This window comes from Streptomyces sp. CB02923 (assembly GCF_001905005.1).
GTDB lineage: Bacteria > Actinomycetota > Actinomycetes > Streptomycetales > Streptomycetaceae > Streptomyces.
On record NZ_LWKZ01000023.1, the window covers coordinates 877,438 to 895,757 of the forward strand.

Annotated in this window: 12 protein-coding genes; 7 read left to right on the forward strand and 5 right to left on the reverse strand. The window is 71.8% G+C overall.

From position 1 onward, the window contains the following. Positions 1-95 precede the first annotated feature (95 nt). From A6A06_RS21970 to A6A06_RS21985, 4 genes are read left to right on the forward strand one after another with little or no spacing between them, the layout of a single operon-like run. Positions 96-1,436 carry an MFS transporter gene (locus tag A6A06_RS21970; RefSeq protein ID WP_073762970.1) on the forward strand — a complete coding sequence of 447 codons (1,341 nt, stop codon included), beginning with the start codon at positions 96-98 and terminating at the stop codon, positions 1,434-1,436. Positions 1,437-1,494: 58 nt separating this feature from the next. Then, positions 1,495-2,394: an FAD binding domain-containing protein gene (locus A6A06_RS21975; RefSeq protein WP_073762971.1), complete on the forward strand. Its 900-nt coding sequence runs from the start codon at positions 1,495-1,497 to the stop codon at positions 2,392-2,394. After that, the gene (locus A6A06_RS21980; protein ID WP_073762972.1) at positions 2,394-3,089 is read left to right on the forward strand and encodes a TenA family protein; all 696 of its coding nucleotides are present in this window, start codon (positions 2,394-2,396) and stop codon (positions 3,087-3,089) included. Before A6A06_RS21975 ends, A6A06_RS21980 begins: the two co-directional genes overlap by 1 nt. Then, a complete protein-coding gene (locus tag A6A06_RS21985; RefSeq protein ID WP_079194210.1) occupies positions 3,082-4,176 on the forward strand; it encodes an alcohol dehydrogenase catalytic domain-containing protein in 1,095 nt (364 codons plus the stop codon). Before A6A06_RS21980 ends, A6A06_RS21985 begins: the two co-directional genes overlap by 8 nt. Here A6A06_RS21985 and A6A06_RS21990 read toward each other — a convergent pair. After that, positions 4,148-4,840, reverse strand: a complete 693-nt coding sequence (locus A6A06_RS21990) for an HAD family hydrolase (protein ID WP_073762973.1) — start codon at positions 4,838-4,840, stop codon at positions 4,148-4,150. The genes A6A06_RS21985 and A6A06_RS21990 overlap by 29 nt on opposite strands. A gap of 1 nt (position 4,841) precedes the next feature. Further along, positions 4,842-5,357 carry a YciI family protein gene (locus tag A6A06_RS21995; protein WP_073762974.1) on the reverse strand — a complete coding sequence of 172 codons (516 nt, stop codon included), beginning with the start codon at positions 5,355-5,357 and terminating at the stop codon, positions 4,842-4,844. A gap of 607 nt (positions 5,358-5,964) precedes the next feature. On the opposite strand from A6A06_RS21995, the gene A6A06_RS41885 reads away from it, so the two are divergent. Both A6A06_RS41885 and A6A06_RS43545 read left to right on the forward strand, forming a co-directional pair. After that, positions 5,965-6,183 (forward strand): DUF5988 family protein, encoded by a 219-nt coding sequence (locus tag A6A06_RS41885; protein WP_199931054.1) that lies wholly within the window; start codon positions 5,965-5,967, stop codon positions 6,181-6,183. Between the two features lie 34 nt (positions 6,184-6,217). Further along, positions 6,218-13,051 (forward strand): type I polyketide synthase, encoded by a 6,834-nt coding sequence (locus A6A06_RS43545; RefSeq protein ID WP_199931055.1) that lies wholly within the window; start codon positions 6,218-6,220, stop codon positions 13,049-13,051. A 43-nt stretch (positions 13,052-13,094) separates the two neighbouring features. Here A6A06_RS43545 and A6A06_RS22050 read toward each other — a convergent pair whose 3' ends face one another. The 3 genes from A6A06_RS22050 to A6A06_RS41895 form a co-directional block, all read right to left on the reverse strand. Further along, positions 13,095-14,087 (reverse strand): acyl-CoA dehydrogenase family protein, encoded by a 993-nt coding sequence (locus A6A06_RS22050; RefSeq protein WP_338015941.1) that lies wholly within the window; start codon positions 14,085-14,087, stop codon positions 13,095-13,097. Between the two features lie 201 nt (positions 14,088-14,288). After that, positions 14,289-15,491, reverse strand: coding sequence for an SDR family oxidoreductase (locus A6A06_RS22055; protein WP_073762976.1), 1,203 nt, complete (start codon positions 15,489-15,491; stop codon positions 14,289-14,291). A gap of 622 nt (positions 15,492-16,113) precedes the next feature. Next, entirely contained in the window at positions 16,114-16,338 is a 225-nt protein-coding gene (locus A6A06_RS41895) for a hypothetical protein (protein ID WP_073762978.1), read from the reverse strand. 381 nt (positions 16,339-16,719) lie between these two features. Here A6A06_RS41895 and A6A06_RS41900 point away from each other — a divergent pair, with 381 nt between their 5' ends. Beyond that, positions 16,720-18,234 carry an outer membrane protein assembly factor BamB family protein gene (locus A6A06_RS41900; protein WP_073762979.1) on the forward strand — a complete coding sequence of 505 codons (1,515 nt, stop codon included), beginning with the start codon at positions 16,720-16,722 and terminating at the stop codon, positions 18,232-18,234. The last annotated feature ends 86 nt before the right edge of the window (positions 18,235-18,320 follow it).

Here is an 18,320-nt window from a genome sequence, read left to right on the forward strand (position 1 = left end):
CGGACGCGGTGAGTTCATATTCTTATTTGTCCTTGCTTGTGTGCGCCGGAACAATGTACGGCACCCGCACCCAACAAGAGGAGAGGTCGCCCACGGTGCCTCGTAGAGAATCCCGGGAACATTCCCCCGCCGCCTGGCCCCTGTTCGCGGCGATGTCGGTGGACGCGCTGGGCACCGGCCTGTACGTGCCGCTGTCCCTGCTGTATTTCCTGCATGCCACGGACGTCGGGCTGCCCCTCATCGGCACGCTCGTCAGCGTGGCGACCGCGCTCTCCCTGCCCGTGCCGCTCCTCGCGGGCCGGGCGGCCGACCGCTTCGGCGCCCGCCCCGTCGTCATCACCGGGCAACTCGTCCAGGCCGTCGGATTCTTCCTGTACCTCCAGGTCTCCGGACCCGTCTCCCTGATGGTCGCCGTCCTCGTGGAGGGCATCGGCGCTCGCATCTACTGGTCCTCCGTCTTCACCCTCATCGCCGAGCTGGCCGACGCCGACACCACCGGCCGGGCCAAGGAGTGGTGGTTCGCCAGGGCGAGCATGATCCGAGCCGCGGGGATGGGCGCGGGCGGCATGACGGCGGGGGTGGCCCTCGCCTGGGAGTCCACCCGCGCCTACCACCTCCTGATCCTGGTCAACGGCGTCTCCTTCACGGTGGCCGCGCTCCTGGTGCGATCCCTCGTCCGGGTGAACCCCGCCGTCCGTACGCACCCTCCGCGCACCGCCACGGAGACGGAGACGGAGGCCGCCGCAGAGGCCGGAGCCCGGACGGAACCGCCCGGCGCCGGCCACCGCGCCCTGCTGCGCGACCGGCCCTACCTCCAACTGATCCTCGCCAACACCGCGTTCGCCGTGTGCAGCACCTTTCTGACCACCGCGCTGCCCGTGTACGTGACCAAGGGCCTGGGCGTGGCCGGCTGGGTGGTCGGGCCCTTGCTGGCCGTCAACACCGTGCTGCTCGCCACCACCCCGGCCCTCGTCAGCCGGTTCGTCCGCCGCCACATGACGCGAGTCCGGACGATGGCGCTGTCCGGCCTGTGCTGGACTGTGTGGTGCGCCGGGTCGGCCGTGGCCCTCCTGGTGCCGCACGCGGCGCTGCCCGTGTTCCTGCTGCTCGTACTGCTCTGCTACACCGCAGGCGAGCTGATTCACGAACCGGCGTCCAACTCCCTGGCCGCGGGCGCCGCGCCGCCTCCCGTACGCGGCATCTACCTCGCGGCGTTCCAGTACTCCTTCACCGTGGGCACCATCGTCTCCCCGGTCCTGTTCACCGTGCTGTTCAGCCAGCGCGCGGCGCTGCCCTGGATCGTCGTCGGCGGGGTCGCGCTGCTCGGCACCGCCCTGACACTGCCGCTGGAACGGCGGCTGCCGTACGCGGCGGTGACCGGCGAGGAGTACGTACCGGCCGGTGAGGTGAAGGTGGCCGCCAAGGAGGCCGACTGACCGCCGGGATTCCCGTACGGCCCGACAAGGGCAGCCCGTCCGACCGCCGGAGGCTTCCATGCACGCAGCACCTTTCGCATTCCACGCGGCCCGCGACCTGAAGGACGCACTCGAAGTGCTCGACATGTCACCGGACGCCGCCGTACTGGCCGGCGGGCTCAGCCTGATCCCCGAACTGCGCTCGCGTCGCCGCCGGGCCGCCCTGCTCGTGGACATCAACAACGTCCCCGGAATCGACGGCGTCACCGTCCTGCCCGGCCGGCCGGGCGGACCGCGCCCGGTGCTGCGGATCGGCTGCGCCGCCCGTCAGGCCGATGTCCTCGCCCTCGCGGCCCGGCACCCCGAACACGCCCTGCTGGCAGCCGCGCTGCGCACCATGGGCACCGCTCTCGTACGGCAGCGCGGCACGCTGGCCGGGGCCGTCGCGCAGGCCGACCCCGCGCTCCAGATGTCCGCGCTCTGCTCGGTGCTGGACATCCGCGTCACGGTGCGCCGGGCCGCGGACACGCACGACCGCGCCGCCCGCGCGCTGTACGCCGCGGCCGGCACCGGTCCCGGCGAACTGGTCACCGCCGTCGAGGTACCCGGCTGCCGCCCCGGCGAGGGCTGGGCCTTCCTGCGGGCCGGCCGCCGGACCTTCGGCGCCCACCTCGGCGGCGTGGCCGTACGGCTGGACCTGCGCCCGGACCGCCGGTGCCGCGGCGCCCGCATCGCGCCGTTCGTCGCCGGACACGACGGCGCGGCACTCGCCGAGGCCGGTGCCTCGCTGTGCTCCGGCCCGGTGGACGAACAGGCGGTGTGCCGGGCGGCCGACCTGGCCGCGCGGACCGTCCGCACCCGGTCCGACGCGCTGGCCTCCGCCGACTACCGGCGCCACCTGGTCCGTGTCCTCGTCCGCCGGGCCCTCGTACAGGCAGTTGATCGCACGCGCGATCCCTCCGGAGAGGTGGTCTCTTGATGGTCGACCCATTCGTGGAACGGTGCCGCCGGCACGCCGCCGGGGCCTGGCGCGCCTACCGGCACCACCCGTGGATCGAGGCGATGGCCGCCGGCACCCTCCCGGTCGAGAAGTTCGTCTCCTTCCAGGTCAACGACGCCCCCTACATCTCCGACCTGCACCGCGCGCTCGCCCTGGGGCTGGCCAAGGCCCCCACCGGCTCCGCGTGGTCCAAGGCCGCCGCCACCGTCCTGGACGACGTGTGGGTGCTCGGGGAGATCCGGGCGAAGGAGGAGATCCTCGCCGAGCTGGGCGTCACGGGGAAGCTGCGCATCGGTCCCGCCGCCTACATCCCCGCCCGTGAGGCGTACGCCAACCACCTCGTCCGCACCTCCCTGGAGGGGAGCATCGGCGACATCGCCGCGGCGCTGCTGCCGTGCGCGATGTTCACCGAGGTCATCGGGCGGCGGTTCGCGGACGTCCGCGTCGTCGGGCCGTCCGCGTACCAGAGGTGGGCCGACATCTACGTCCAGCGGGCCGTGCACCGGATGGCCCAGGTGCACGCCGAGATGATGGAGGCGGAAGCGGCCCGCACCGACGAGACGGGCCGGGACCGGATGCAGCTCCTGTACCTGCGCAGCGTGCAGCACCAGGTCGACGTGTTCGACGCCGCCTGGAACCTCGACGTCCGCTGGCCCGGTGAGAACGGTGACTGACCCCGGTGCCACGGCCGGTGCCCGCGTTGTCGACAGCGGGCCGGACCACACGATGCTCGCCGCCGTCCTGGGCGGGGTCGGCCGGCCGCTGACCCTGGAGCGGCGTGCCCGCCCGGTACCCGGCGCGGGCGAGGCGGTGATCCGGGTCCGGGCCGCGGGCGTGTGCCACACCGACCTGCACCTCGCCGCGGGGGTGCCTGCCACGCCCCGGCTGCCCCTGGTCCTGGGGCACGAGATCGCGGGCGAGGTCGCGGAGCTGGGGGAGGGCGCGGCCCGGAGCACGGGGCTCGCTGTCGGGGACCGCGTGCTGGCGTACTACTACCACGGCTGCGGAGTGTGCCGCCGCTGCACACGGGGCCTGGAGAATCTCTGCCCCACCCCGCTCGCCAAGTGGGGATTCGACACCGACGGAGGATTCGCCGAATACTTCCTGGCCGCCGCGCGCTGCCTGGTGCCCGTTCCGCCGCAGGTCCCCCTCGCCGAGGCGGCGGTCCTCGGGTGCTCGGGCACCACCGCGCTGCACGTCCTCCGGTCGGTGGCGAAGCTGCTGCCGGGGGAGGCGGTGGCGGTCGTCGGTGCGGGAGGCGTCGGACTGGCCTGTGTCCAGGCGGCCGTCGCGCGCGGTGCCCGCGTCGTCGCCTTCGACCCGCGCCCCTCCGGCCGGGAGGCGGCGCTGCGGTACGGGGCGCTCGCGGCCGTCGACCCGGCGGACCCGCACCCGGTCGGCGCCATGCAGCGCTTCTCCCGCATGGAGGTCCTCCGCTGCGACGTCGTGGTGGATACCGTCGGCAGCACCGACACCCTCAACCTCGATGTGCTGCTGGCCGACCTCCAGGGGCGGGTGGCCGTCGTCGGCTACACCGGCAGGCCCGTGGCCCTGGACGTGTTCCCGCTGGTCTCCCGTGAGACGGCGGTGCTCGGCTCGGTGGGAGCCACGCTCGACGACGCACGGGACGTGGTGCGGATGGCCGCCGCCGGGAGCCTCCGCGGCCTGATCGCCGCGGAGTACCCGCTCGCCGGGATCAACGAGGCGCTGGACCGCCTGGCGCGCGGCGGGGTCACCGGCCGTCTGGTGATCGTCCCCTGACCCGGAGGCGGCCGGCGGTGAGCAGCGCGCCGGCCACCTCCGCCAGCGGCCGGGCATCCAAGGACGGCAGCGTCACATCCGCGGCGGACAGGTCGAAATGCGCGGTGACCATGTTGGGCACCGCCACACACCGGATACGGGCAGCCCGCGCGGCCCGGATTCCCACCGGGCTGTCCTCGAACGCGAGGGCGTCACCGGCCGCGCACCCCAGTTCCCGCAGCGCCGCCAGGTAAGCGTCCGGGGCCGGTTTCCGGGCGATTCCCTCGGTTTTGCAGATGATGACGTCGAAGAACTCGTGAGCGATCCCGGCGCTGTCCATCCGCTGCCGGATCCACCAGTCCGGCGCGTTCGACACGATGGCCAGGTCGAAACCGAGCCGCCGGGCTTCCGCGAGGTGTTCTCCGGCGCCCGGTCGCGCGACGAGGAGTTCGTCCCGCCACACGATCCGCCGGCGTTCCACCGCCTCCCAGTCGACGGGCGTCCCGACGAGTTCCGCGAGCCGCTGCGTCGGCATGCACGGGCCCCGCCCCGCTTCGATCTCGGAAAGCCAGTGGGCCAGGTCGAGTTCGTGTCCGAACTCGGCGTATACCCGTTTCCACGAGAGCAGACCCGCCGTCTCGCTGTCGATGAGCAGACCGTCGAAGTCGTAGAGCACGGCAGGCATCTCAAGCTCCTTTTCCCGCTTCGTCGGTGCGTTCCCAAGAGGCCGTGCCGAGTTCCGGTCCGGGCCCGCCGAAGTTCTCCTCGATCCGGCGCCCCACGGCAATCGTGATGCCTTCGTTGAGCAGCCACGTGTGCACCACGCAGGTCCGCCAGCCCGCGCGCACGAAGGGCTCTCGCGCGATGAGTTCCCGGGCCTCTTCGACGGACGCCGCGCCGATGACGAAGAAGCCGGTGGCGTTGACGCCCGATTCCCTCGATGGCGCATCTTCCGGCCCGGCGCCGTCGCCTTCGTTCTCGTCGTCGTCGCCGTCGTCACGGAGCGGCCCTCCGGCGAAGAGACGCCCCTCGTCCTCCAGGTCGAGCAGCCAGTCCAAATGGTCGAGCATCAGGTCACGTCCGCGTTCGCTTTCGACGTCGTACTCCGCTGTCGGCCGCACGAAGACGGCGAACAGCCGTACTCGTCCCATGCGTTCGACGATGGCGGCGGTGTCCCTGCGGCGGGAGAACCGAGCGGGCATGCACACTCCTTGGACATACGTCGATCCGGCCCGCCCAGCCGGATGCCGGAAACGGCAGGGAACTCCCCTCTCGCGATCCACGAACCGGACCATCTGCTGAAGGGAGGCCGACACCGGAAACGCCGCCCACAACGGGCCGCATCATCGGCCGGAACGAGACACGGAATAGTCGGGGAGGGGGGCTGGACGGCTGGATCGTCGCCCCCAAAGATTCCCCGGGGAACCACCGGGAAACCGCATCGCCGACTGTCCACCGGAAAGCCGTCAGCGGTAAGCGGAAAACTCCGGGCAGCTATCCGCGAACACACGCGACGGTCGATGCCACACTCGACCGCGCGACGCCCGCGGTCGGCCGACGGTACCGATGACCGCGACCGAGGTCGCGCCGCTGTCCCTTTGCGTGCTCGGAAAGGGCGGAGCATACTGGACATAACGGTAAATCTCCGAGAGTGCTGCCATGCTGCCCCGCTGGCTGGTATGCGGTTCGACCGGGTTTTCGATGGAGGGGGGACGGCCCGAAGGGCCCCCGGCGCGCCGAGATGTCGTATGGCCAGCCGCTTCACCCGTCTCATGCGGCAATCGAGCATCCCACGGAGGTGCTGAAATCGTGCAGAAAGTACATGTGAAACTCATCGGCGGGCCACCTGAAATCACTGCCGCAGAACGCCAACTCATCCTGTCGCCGGAGGAAGCGGAAGATCAGATCCGCGTCACGCACCTGGCGGGCTACGAGCACTTCTTCTATGCGGCCGACGAAGGCCTGGACCGTAGCGGCGTCCCCCTGTACCGGTACGAGTGGTCGTACCGGACCGAAATCGCGGAGTGACACCCGCCGACGTGTTCGTTGGAGGGTTGTTCGTATGTCCACTCCCGCCCCGGCCCCCGCCCAAGAGCCGATCGCCGTTATCGGCATGAGCGGCCGTTTCCCCGGAGCCCCGTCCACGGATGATTTCTGGCGGCTGCTGGTGAGTAAGCGCGAGGCCGTCGGCCAGGCCCCGGCCGACCGGCCATGGATGCGCGAACTCCACGATCCGCAGCCGCGTACCCCGGGCCGCGTTCCCACCGACCGTGGCGGTTTCCTTCCGGGAATCGACCGGTTCGACGCTTCCTTCTTCGACATTCCACCGCGCGAAGCGGCGCGCGCCGACCCGCAGTTGCGCCTCCTGCTGGAGACCGCCCACGAGACGATCGAGGATGCGGGAATTCCCGGTGAACGGCTCGCACGGCGACCGGTGGGAGTGTTCATCGGCAGTTGCTACAGCGACTACTGGTTGCGTCACATCGCCGCGCCCGACGAACTCGACATCTACACCGAACTCGGAGCGGGCACCCGCTCCGCGCACTCCGGCCGGCTTGCCTATGTCTTCGGTTTCCGAGGACCCGCCGTCTCGGTGGACACGGCGTGCTCCTCCTCGCTGACGGCCGTGCATCTGGCGTGCCAGAGCCTGCGTACGGGCGAGTGCGACACGGCTCTCGCGGGCGGCGTCAACGTCATCCTCACCCCGTACACGACTCTCACCTTCGCCTGGGCCGGCGGCATCTCGCCGGACGGCAGCTGCAAGTTCGCCGACGCCTCGGCGGACGGCTTCGTGCGCAGTGAGGCGGTCGGGACGGTGCTGCTCAAACCGTTGTGGCAGGCGCTCGCGGACGGCGACCGCGTCCGCGCGGTGATCCGGGGCAGCGCCGCCAACAACAACGGATTCAGCGGTCTGGGCGTAGCGGCTCCGGAACAGGAGGCGCAGCGTGACGCTCTGCGCCGTGCCTTCGAGGGTGCCCGGACGGAACCGGGCGACGTCGACTTCGTCGAGGCCCACGGCACGGGCACCCCGCTCGGCGACAGCACCGAACTGAACACGTTCGCCGCGGAGATGGGCGGCCACCGAAGTGGTGAGCCATTTCTCGTCGCGTCGGGCAAAGCCAATATCGGGCACACCGAGAGCACCGCCGGAATCGCCGGGCTGATCAAGGCGATACTGACCCTGGAACACCGCCAGGTGCCCGGAAACCCGCACCTGCGCACACCCAACCCCGCCGTGGACTGGGCGACGGCACCCTTCCGCGTACCACGGGACCTCGCGCAGCTGCCCGCCACGGGGCAACTGCTGGCCGGCGTCAACAGCCTGGGCGCCTCCGGCACCAACGTCCACGTCGTGCTCTCCTCCGCGCCGCACGGCCCCCCGTCCCCCGCCGAAGGGCCGGGTCCCTACCTGCTGCCGCTGTCGGCCCGCGCCCCCGGCGCGCTGCGGGAACTGGCCGCAGCACACCGTGAACTGCTGACGGCGGACGATCCTCCTCCGCTCGCCGAGCAGTGCGCGGCGGCCGCCCGGCAGCGTACGCATCATCAGTGGCGCGCGGCTGCGACGGGCGACAACCGCGAGGAGATGGCCGGGGCGCTCGACGACATCGCGCGGCGGGACCCCGGCGACGAACCCGCGGACCCCCCTCGCATCGTCTTCGTCTTCCCCGGCCAGGGGGCGCAGTGGCAGGGCATGGGATGCGAACTGCTGGAGCGCGGCGGGGCGTTCCGTACGACGCTGGAGCGGTGCGCTCGCGTCATCGAGACCGAGACCGGCTGGTCGCTGCTGGACGCCCTGCGCGGCGAGGACGCCTCCTGGCAGGAGCGCACCGCGTACGTCCAGCCCGCGCTGTGGGCCATGGGCGTCGCGCTGGCCGAACACTGGCGCTCCTGGGGCGTCGCTCCGGACGCCGTACTGGGCCAGAGCCAGGGGGAGATCGCCGCCGCGCACTGCGCGGGCGCGCTCACCCTGGAACAGGCCGGGCACCTGAGCTGTCTGCGGGCGCGCCTGATCGATGAGCTGGCGCCGCCCGGCGCCATGGCCTGGCTCGCCCTGCCGCACACCGACGTGCCGGATCTCCTGACCGAGACGGGCATCGACGCACAGATCGCCGTCGCCGAGAGCCCCGCCTCCACGGTGCTGTCCGGGACACCCGAGGAGATCGACCGCCTGATGGCCGCCTGCACGGACCGCGACCTGGAGTGCCGCCCGATCCCGGTGGCCTACGCCGCGCACAGCGCCCAGATCGCCCCCGTCCGCGAGCCGCTGCTGGAGGGGATCGCGGGACTGCGCCCGGCGGACGGCGACGTGCCTTTCCTGTCCACCGTCGAGGGCGGCGAACTCCCCGGCGCCTCGCTGGACGCGGACTACTGGTGGCGCAACCTGCGGGAGACGGTCCTGTTGGAACCCGTCGTGGCGGCACAGAACGACCCACGTCCGCCGGTCTTTCTGCAGATCTCGCCGCACCCGGTGCTGACCGGGGCGATCCGCGGCAGTTCCCCGGCGGAGACCGTCGTCCTTGAATCCCTGCGCCGCGGGGAGCCCGAGGCGCGCACCTTGCTGGACTCGCTCGGCAGGCTCTACGAGGCGGGGGCCGACGTCGACTGGGACGCGCTGTATCCGGAGGGCGGGCGCGCGCTGACGCTCCCGACGTATCCGTGGCAGCGCGAACGCCATTGGTACCAGGCCGACGACTATCCCTACCCGCCGATCGGCGAGGAAGCGCCGGTGGACCCGGAGAAGCCGGTGGGCCCGGAGGAGCCGGTGGGCCCGGAGGAGCCGGTGGGCCCGGAGGAGCCGGTGGGCCCGGAGGAGCCGGTGGACCCGGTGGACCCGGAGGAACAGGAAGAGCCGGTGGAGCCGGTGGCGCCGGTGGAGCGGGAGATCGACCTGGAGCGGGACCGCTTCCTGCTCGATCACCGGGTCGGCGGCGTCTCCGTGATGCCCGGTGCCGGCTTCCTCAGCCTGTTGGCCGACGCGGCGGGGGGACCGGTCGGTGAGCTCACCGAGGCCGCCTTCCACGAACTGCTCGTACTCGATACGTCCCACCCGCCGGAGATCCGCGTCCGTACCGAGGACGGAGAGGAGAACGGCGGACGCCGGCTGGTGGTGGAGAGCCGCACCGGCACGACGTGGACCCGCCACGCCTCCGCGCGCGCTCGCGCCCAGGCCCCTGCGACGGCGACCGATACGGCCGAACGGGACGCCGAGCGCCCCGAAGACGTCCGCCAACGCTGCACCGACCGCCTGACCGGCGAAGACTTCTACCGTACGTACTCCGGCGACCGGAACAGCTGGGACGGCCTCTTCCGCTCCGTCGAAGAACTGTGGCACGGTCCGGACGAAGCACTCGCCCGGGTCACCGCCCACCCCGTCGGCGAGCACCGCCTCGGCCTGCACCCGGCCGTGCTCGACTCCTGCCTCCAGCCCGTCGCCGTGCTCCTGGACGCCGACCGCGGCTTCGTCCTGGCCTCGGTGGACCGGCTCCGGCTGCCGCGCGAGGCGTGTGGGGACGGCGAGTTGTGGGCCCACGCGCGTCTCACGGGCTCCGGGCCGGACGGTCTGAGCGCCGACATCACCGTGAGCGACACCGAAGGGCACACCGTTGTGGACATCACCGGCCTTCGGGCCAAGCCGATGCCGCCTCCCGCGCCCCGAGCCCCCTCGTCCCGAGCCCTTTCGTCCCCCGAAACCCCGGAGAAGTCGGAACACGCCGAAGACTCCGGCGCCTCCCACGACAAGTGGGCGCACGCCCTGCGCTGGGGGCCCGCCCGGATACCCGAGCCCGCCGCCCGGCCGGGCCGTTACCTGCTGGTGGGCGACGGCGGACGGCTCGTCCGACGGCTGACCCGCGTCCTGACGACGGCCGGGCACGCGGTCACCGTCGCGCCCCTGACGGCCGAACTGCCCGAGGTGCTCGACGAGGCGGCCGAGGACGGACCGCTCGACGGCGTGGTCTGCCTGTACGACGAAGAGGCACCCGAGGACGCCCGGGACGAGAGCGTCCAGGACAAGGCCGTCCGGCTGTGCAATTCCTTGACCAGGACGCTTCAAGCCGTGCTGGACGCGCCCTGCCGGTTGCTGCTCGTCACCCGTGGCACGCAGCGGGTCCGTGCCACGGACAACTGCCCGGCCCCTTGGCAAGCGGCCGTATGGGGCCTCGGCCTGGTCACCGGCCAGGAACACCCGGACCTCGCGCCGCTGCTGGTCGACCTGGACGAGCACGGTGCGGCACGCGACGACGCCGAGAGGCTGGCCGGGCTGCTGCTTTCCCGTACGCCGGAGAACCAGGTGGCCCTGCGCGACCGCGAGTTCTACGCGCCCAGACTGTCGGCTGTGGTCCCGGACGACCGCTCCGTGAAGCCGCTCGCGCTCGTCACCGAGGGCGGCCTCGACAGTCTGGGCCTCGTCCCCCTCGCACGCACCGAGCCGGGGCCCGGCGAGATCGAGATCCTCGTCACTCACGCCGGCCTGAACTATCACGACGTCCTGGCCGCGGCCGGAGCCGACGGTGACGCCGCCGACGGGCCTCCGCCCCTGGGCTGCGAATGCGCCGGTACCGTCGCCCGTACGGGCTCCGGCGTAGGCGATTTTGCCGTCGGCGACACGGTGGTCGCCTTCTCCTACCCGTCGCTGCGCACCCACCTCACCGTCCCCACCTGTCTCGTGGCCCACGCCCCGGCCGGTCTCCGCCCCGCCGAAGCGGCGGCCGTACCCGCAGCGCACGCCACCGCCTACCACGCCCTGGTCGAACGGGCCCGGCTCGCTCCGGGCGAACGCGTACTGATCCACTCCGCGACCGGCGGCGTCGGCCAGGCCGCGATCTCCATCGCCCGAATGTGCGGCGCGACGGTCTACGCCACGGCGGGAACCCCCGCCAAGCGGGAACTCCTCGCACGGCTCGGCGTGGAGAAGATCGCCGACTCCCGCTCCACGGCCTTCGCCGACGAGTTCAGCGACGGCGTGGACGTCGTCCTGGGCACCCTCGTCGGCGAGGGCATGGACGCGGGCTTCGCCATCCTCAAGCCCTTCGGCCGTTACGTCGATCTGTCCGTCAACGACATCGCCGCCGGCCGCCCGCTGCCCATGAGCGTGTTCGCGGGCAGCCACAGTTACCTGCCGGTGAATGTGATCGACCTGTACCGGCACCGCCCCGAGCACCTGGGCGACCTGGTCCGTACCGTCGCGGACCTCGTCGGTGACGGCACACTGGAGACGCCCACCGTCCGGGTCTTCCCGGCCGCCGAGGCGGCCGACGCCTTCGACCTGATGGCCAGGGCCGGCCACATCGGCAAGGTCGTCCTGGCCATGCCCCAGGAGAAGGAAGAGCCGGTGGAGATCCGGCCCGACGCGAGCTACCTCGTCACCGGCGGCCTCAGCGGCGTCGGCGGACTGCTCGCCGCCTGGCTCGTCGACCAGGGCGCCGCGCACCTCGTACTCACCGGCCGCTCCGACCTCGCGGACCTGCCGCCCGACGACCGCAGGTCCGCCCTGCTGGAAGAGCTGCGGGCCGCCGGCGCCGAAGTCGAGTACGCGGCCGTCGACGCCGCCGATCAGGAGGCCATGGCCGAACTGCTGAACCGGCGCGACCATGAGCAACTGCCGCCGGTGGCCGGGGTGGTGCACGCGGCGGCCGTCCTGACCCCGTGCCCGGTGGCCGACCTCGACGCCGACGCCCTCGACGCGACGCTTCACCCCAAGGTCGCCGGGGGCTGGGCGCTGCACCGGCTCTTCGCCGACCGGCCGCTCGACTTCTTCGTGCTCTTCTCCTCCGCGGTCTCGGTGCTGGGCGGCCTGACCGTCGGCCGGCAACTGGGCGCGTACGCCGCGGCCAACGCCTTCACCGACGCACTGGCCGCGCACCGGCTGGGAGCGGGCCTGCCCGCGACGGTCGTCAACTGGGGGTACTGGGCCGAGGTCGGCATCGCCGCCCGCCTCAGTGAGGCCAACGGCTACGACGTACGGCCGGAAGGCATGGCCCCCATCCGCCCCGAGGACGCCCCGGCGCTCTTTTCTCTGATGCTGCGGGCGACAGGACAGCTGCCGCTGTTCCCGCCGGTCGACTGGGACCGCTACCTCGACACCTACCCTCCGGATGCGGACAACCCTCTGCTGTACGCGCCGGAGACCGGCTCCGGCGATACGCCGACGGGCGTACGTACCGGACCGGCCGCCCAGCCAGTCGCGCACCAAGTCGCCCACCACGACGAGCCACGGACGGCACCGGACGCCCCGGCCCGCGACGCGTCCGGCACCCCCGACGACACACCCAAGGCGCCCGAGTCCGCGAAGGCGTCCGAGCCCGCGAAGACGCCCGAGTCCACGAAGACGCCCGAGTCCACGAAGACGCCCGAGTCCACGAAGACGCCCGAGTCCACGAAGGCGCCCGAGCGCGAGACGCACGACACCACCGACGGTCCGGAGCGCCGTCCGGCGACCTCCGGCACCCCGGCTTCTTCCCGGGAGCGGCCGTCCGCGCCGCGTCCGGGCCGGGCTCGCGAGGAGCACGACGTTTCCCGCCCCGCAGCGGATTCCCAAGACACGCCAGCCGACGGGGGCACCGCCGAGGGCACCAAGGGCACCTCGGACACCAAGGGCACCTCCGCCTCCGACGGCGGCGCCTCCGAAACCACCGCACCCGAAACCACCGCCTCCGAGGACGGCAGCGATGCCGCCACCATCGAGGAGCAGCTCGCCGGTCACCTAGCCGCCGTCCTCGGGACGGACGCTTCGCGGATCGACCGCTCCCGGCCGATGGACCACCTCGGCATGGACTCGCTCATGGCCACCGATCTGCGCACTCGAGTGCGCCGTGATCACGGCGTCGACATTCCCGTGGCGCGGCTGCTGGGCACCGGCAGCCTGCGCGACCTCGCGGCCGAACTGACCGACGGATGACGGCGGGGCCTCCCCCCCCCGGGCCCTCTGACCATGCGCTTGATCAGGCGCGCTTGGAGACCGGGACGACGTAGCGGTTGTAGACCAGCTCGCGCAGGACGTCGTCGCCGCCTTCGACGAGGGACACATAGCGGATGTCCCGCATGAGCTTGCCGATGGGCGAGTCATGGGTGTAGCCCAGACCTCCGAACATCTCAGAGGCGATGGAGGCGGTGGAGGCGATGTCCCAGCCCGTCCGGCCGCAGAACATCTTGGTGACGAGGGCCGATTTGAGGGTGCCCAGACGGTAGAGCTCCTCAGAGGCGTCAGGGCGGGAGGCGAGCGAGTCCCAGCTCCGGGCCGCGGCCAGGCACTGCTGGTTCATCACTTCGATCTGCATCTCGAACTGGCCGAGCCGGGAGGCGAAGACGGCGTTGTCCGTCAGCGGAGCGCCCTTGACCTGCTTCTCTGCGGCGTAGTCCATGCACAGGTGACGGATGCGCCGGGCCACTCCGACGGCCGTGGTGCCGATCAGAATCCGGCTGGTGTTGAGGCCGTTCTCCAGGAGACGCAGGCCGTTGCCCTTCAGGGCGTTGCCCGCCGGGACCCGGCACGACGCGAGAGTGACTTCGTACGTCGCCGACGCCCGTACCCCGATGACGTCCCAGCGCTTCTCGACGCGGATTCCGGGGGTCTCACGGGGGACGAGCACGGCGAGGTAGTCGTCGGGGTCTTCGGCCGAGCGGGCCAGGACGAGGAGGAACCGGGCGAAGTCCGTGTTGGTGGAGAACGCCTTGCGGCCGTCGAGAACCAGCGTGTCGCCGTCGCGTCGGACCGTGGTGGAGATACGGGCGAGTTCGCTGCCCGCGTCGTGCTCGCTGCCGAGGGTGGAGGCGAACGCGTTCTCCTCCACCAGCCGGCCCAGGTGACGGGCGCGCAGCTCAGGACTGCCGTACAGAGCGATCATGCAGGTCGGAAGGATCGGCAGGAAGAGGGAGAAGGCCACGCCGGCGTCACCGTAAGCGAGTGCGGAGACCAGCGGGACGGTCTCCTCCAGCGTGAGTCCGAGGCCGCCGTACTCCTTGGAGAGCCACTAGTTGGAGAGACGGGCTTCGGCGGAACGGGCGTAGAGGGGAAGAAGGGGCTTCGGCGAGAGAGTCGAGGAGAGCGTCCTGACCGAGGAGTTCGTCACGAACGAAGGATTCGACGATACGGGGCGGGGACGCGGTCGGAGTGCGGGGCGGGGACGCGGTCGTGCTCACCGGTTCGCTCCCCTGCGGCGGGGGCGGTCGGAGTCGGTGGGCGCGGGGAGAGTGCCATCGGCGATGAGGCCCGCGATCAGTCGGTCCAAGTAGTCCGCATCGAGCGGTGGTTGGCTGACCCCTGCCTGCGTGAGAGCCGCCCAGGTACGGTCCGAATGAACCTGCGGGGGGCGGTGGTCGGGGTCGGCGGAGAGCATGTAGCGGGTGACCTCGCGCATCGCGGCGAGGGGGTGGACGGCGGGGTCGTCGGCGCGGTCGTCCAACTCTTCCCACCAAAGACGGGGGTCCGCGCGGGTGAGGTGATGCCCGGCGCGAACCACCGCGTCGAAGACGTCGTCGAGGGACAGGGGACGGGGGCGTACGAGATGGAAGGCGGCGCCTGGTTCGGGGGCCGTACGCGCCAGTTCGACGATCGCGCGGACCACGGTGTCGATGGTGTCGGCGGGCACCGCGCCGCTGTCCGCCGGGACGGAGCCGAGCGCGACCGCCGCCTTGAGGAGCGGGATCAGGAGGTCGGATTCGGAGGTACGGCCGGTGCGCCAGTCGCCGGTGATCACGCCGGGGCGGAAGAAGGTGACCGGGGCCCCGGCCCCGGCGGCGCGCAGTTCCTGCTCGGCGGTGGCCTTGCTGAGGGGGTAGCCGAGCGGGCCGGACGTCTCCCCGGTCGTCGTGGTCGACTCGTCGACGGCGTCCAGGCCGGTGTCGCGGGCGGCCAGGAGGGTGCCGAGAGTGGAGATGAACCGGAACGGGACGGGGCGGCCGGCACGCTGCGCGGCGTATTCGGCGAAGGCCAGGGCATGGCGGGTGCCGTCGACGTTCACCGGGGCGAGCCGGGCGTAGTCGGCGGTCAGATTGACGGAGGCGGCGCAGTGCCAGACCTCGTGGACGGAGTCCGCGAGGGCGTCGTAGGCGGGCCTGCTCATTCCGAGCCCCGGGCCGTCCAGGTCGCCGGGGACGGAGATGACACGTTCCATGCCGTCGGCGGCGAGCACGCCTTCGCGTTCCAGCCGGTCGTGCAGGCGTCCCTCGGCGGCAGGACGGTCTGCGGCGCGGATCAGGCAGTACACCGTGGCCGAGGTGCGGTCCAGCAGCTCGGCGCAGAGCCGCCCGCCGAGACTGCCGGTCGCGCCGGTCAGGAGCACGGCGCGGAGCACCGGGGCGTTCGGGCCGGAAGGCAGGCTACGCGAATCGTCGATCATGGCGACCTCCGAAGACCTCCGATGGGAGCGGATGGCGGATGCGCGCGCGTCGCCTGTGCGGAGGCCACACCTGGGCGCGGAGGCGGGCGGAACCGGAAAGGTCGGATACGGGACGCCGGAGAACCGTGATCGCGGCGCAGCCCGATGCGCAGATCGACGCCGAGGCGGTTCATTGCACGCGCACGGCGGACCGGGCCGTAATCGTGATACGGCCCCGGCGCGCGCGAAGTGGGTTGGTGGCATCCGCCGGGTACGCCATCAGGCAGCGATACCAGTTTACGGGGAGCACAATCAGCCGCAAGCCGGACGTGGAGCGGCGGCTACGCCGGTGAAGAACCCCGGGTGCCCCGCATGACGAAGGGGACTGCGAGGTATTCGATCCCTCCGCCTTAAAGGCCGCAGCGAGAGGATGGGCAATGGCTGTCGGGACCGTTCGCAAGGGCGGCCGTCACCAGGTTCCAGTGTGGGGCGGGGTCGGCCCCTCACGCTCGCGAACGGCGGCCCCCGCCGCCCCGTGAAGGGAGCGGCGGGCACCGCGAAGGGCAGTGGTGCGATCCGGAGCCCGGCCGGCAGATATCCGCGAAGTCCACTCCGGGAAGTCCGCAGTCCGCGAAGTGCCGGGCTACAGACTGTGCAGCAGGAACAGGATCACGGCGGTCAGCGTCGACTCCAGCGCCATGGCGCCCGCGCGCGTCGCTCCGGCCGCCGCGCTGCGGAGCAGGGGCCGCAGGACGCGGGAGCGGAGCACCGGCTCCTTACGGAGGCTGTCCGGGCCCCGGTACTGGCGCCCGCCGTTGCACCGTGCCACGCCCTCGCCGCCGTGTGGTGCGTGCGGAACACGTTTCATGTGAGTTCCCCTTCCGTCCGTCCGTCTGATACGTGCCGGTGCCCTCCAGTAGTCGGCAAGGGCCGTGCCAACCCAAGGAACTCCGGAGAGCTCCGGGGACGCTCCTACGAAATGGCAGGTCAGCGCCCTCCTCCGAATGCCTCCGAGTCGGAGGAAACGGCATCGGCACCGCTGCACGGCCCGAATACCCCGGGGCCGGGGAGCCGGGGGCCGGCACCGGCAGAATCGGGGAATCGGGGAATCGGGGGGTCGGGGAATCGGGGATCTGAACGGACGCGTCGGCGCATCCGTACGCGCTGGGGATGGGCACCGACATCGGAGTCGGGCACGGCGCGAGGAGGTCCGGCCGTGGAAGCACGGCAAGCACCGCACGGAACCGACATGCTGGTTCGCGAACTCGTCAGTCTGAAGGCGAAGGCGAAGGAGGCCAGAGCGCGGTCGGGGCGGCGTACGACGAGGGCCGCCCTCGCGAAGAAGAGCGGGGTGTCGGAGCAGACACTCAGTGACTGGTTCAACGGCCGCCATCATCCGCGTGATCTCGACCAGTTGATGAAAGTCGTGCGCGTCCTGGCCGGGTGGGCGGAGCGGCCCGCGGCCCCCTACCAGCCCTGGGCCCGGCTCCTGGAGACGGCTTCCCCGGCCCGGTCCACCCTCGCCCACGACCGGGAAGGGGCCGCCCAGGGAAACGTTCCCGTGGGCGGGAGGGACATCATCGACCCGCGTGCTCCGGCGCGGAAGCGGGACGGAACCGGCTCCACCTCGACCGTGCAGGGCACCGACTCGTCCGAGGAGGCCCTGGAGCGGACGGCGGCGTGGCTGACCCGGCGGACCTTCCTGGCGAACGCGGTCACGGCGACCGCCGCCGCGGGCATCAGCGTCGCCGGCTGGCACGTCCTCGACTCCCCGGACTCCCTGCCGAAGCCGCGACGCTGGACGTTTCCGGCAGATGAGCCGGTGAGCTCGGACCCCGCCGTCGCGCGGGGCGTGGTGTACTTCGGCAGCGACGATCAGCAGGTCTACGCGGTCGATGCGCGCACCGGGAAGCTTGTGTGGCCGCAGCCGTTTCCCACCGGAGGGAAGTCACGGTCATCACCGGTGGTGGGGCGGGGCACGGTCTATGTCGGCAGTGACGACGAGAAGCTGTACGCCCTGGACGCACGTGACGGAAGACGCCGGTGGGAGGCGTCCACCGGCGCCCCGCTGGGCTGGTCGTCTCCGGTACTCGCCGGCGACTCCGTATACGTCAACAGCGGCGACGAGAAGAACGGCCAGAGCCTGTACAGGATCGACGCGGCGAGCGGCGTACAACGATGGCAGCGCCCGTTTCACACGTCTGCGGCCGTCTGGGGGCCCGCGGTGGCAGAAGGAGTGGTGTACGTCGGGTGCGATGACGGTCAGCTGTACATGGTCGACGCCGCCCGCGGCGAGCTGCTCCGGTCATTTCGCACGGAAGGCGCTGTGTGGCGCCCTACCGTAGCCGACGGAACGGTGTACGTCGGCAGCAGTGACCGGCACTTGTACGCGATCGACCCCAAGCGCCGAAGGGCACGCTGGGCCCACCGCACGGGCGCCGACGTCGGCTCGACGCCCCTCGTGGTCGGCTCGACGGTGTATTTCGGCAGTGACGACAGCAACGTGTACGCCGTCAGCGTGGCCGACGGACGGGAGCGGTGGAGGGCCGACACCCACGGTCAGGTGCGGACGCGACCGGCCGTGGCCAAGGGCACGGTGTACGTCAGCAGTGTCGACGGTTACCTGTACGCGCTGCGCGCGCGGGACGGCAAGCAGCGCTGGAGAGAGCGCCTCGGGCAAGCCCTCTGGTCGTCGCCGGTTGTGGCGAACGGGATGGTCTATGTCGGCAGCGACGACAGCAACCTGTACGCCGTCATCGCCTGAGGACGCCTGAGGACGCCTGAGGACGCCTGAGGACGCCTGAGGACGCCTGAGGACGCCTGAGGAGCCGATCGTGCCGCCCTCGCGGG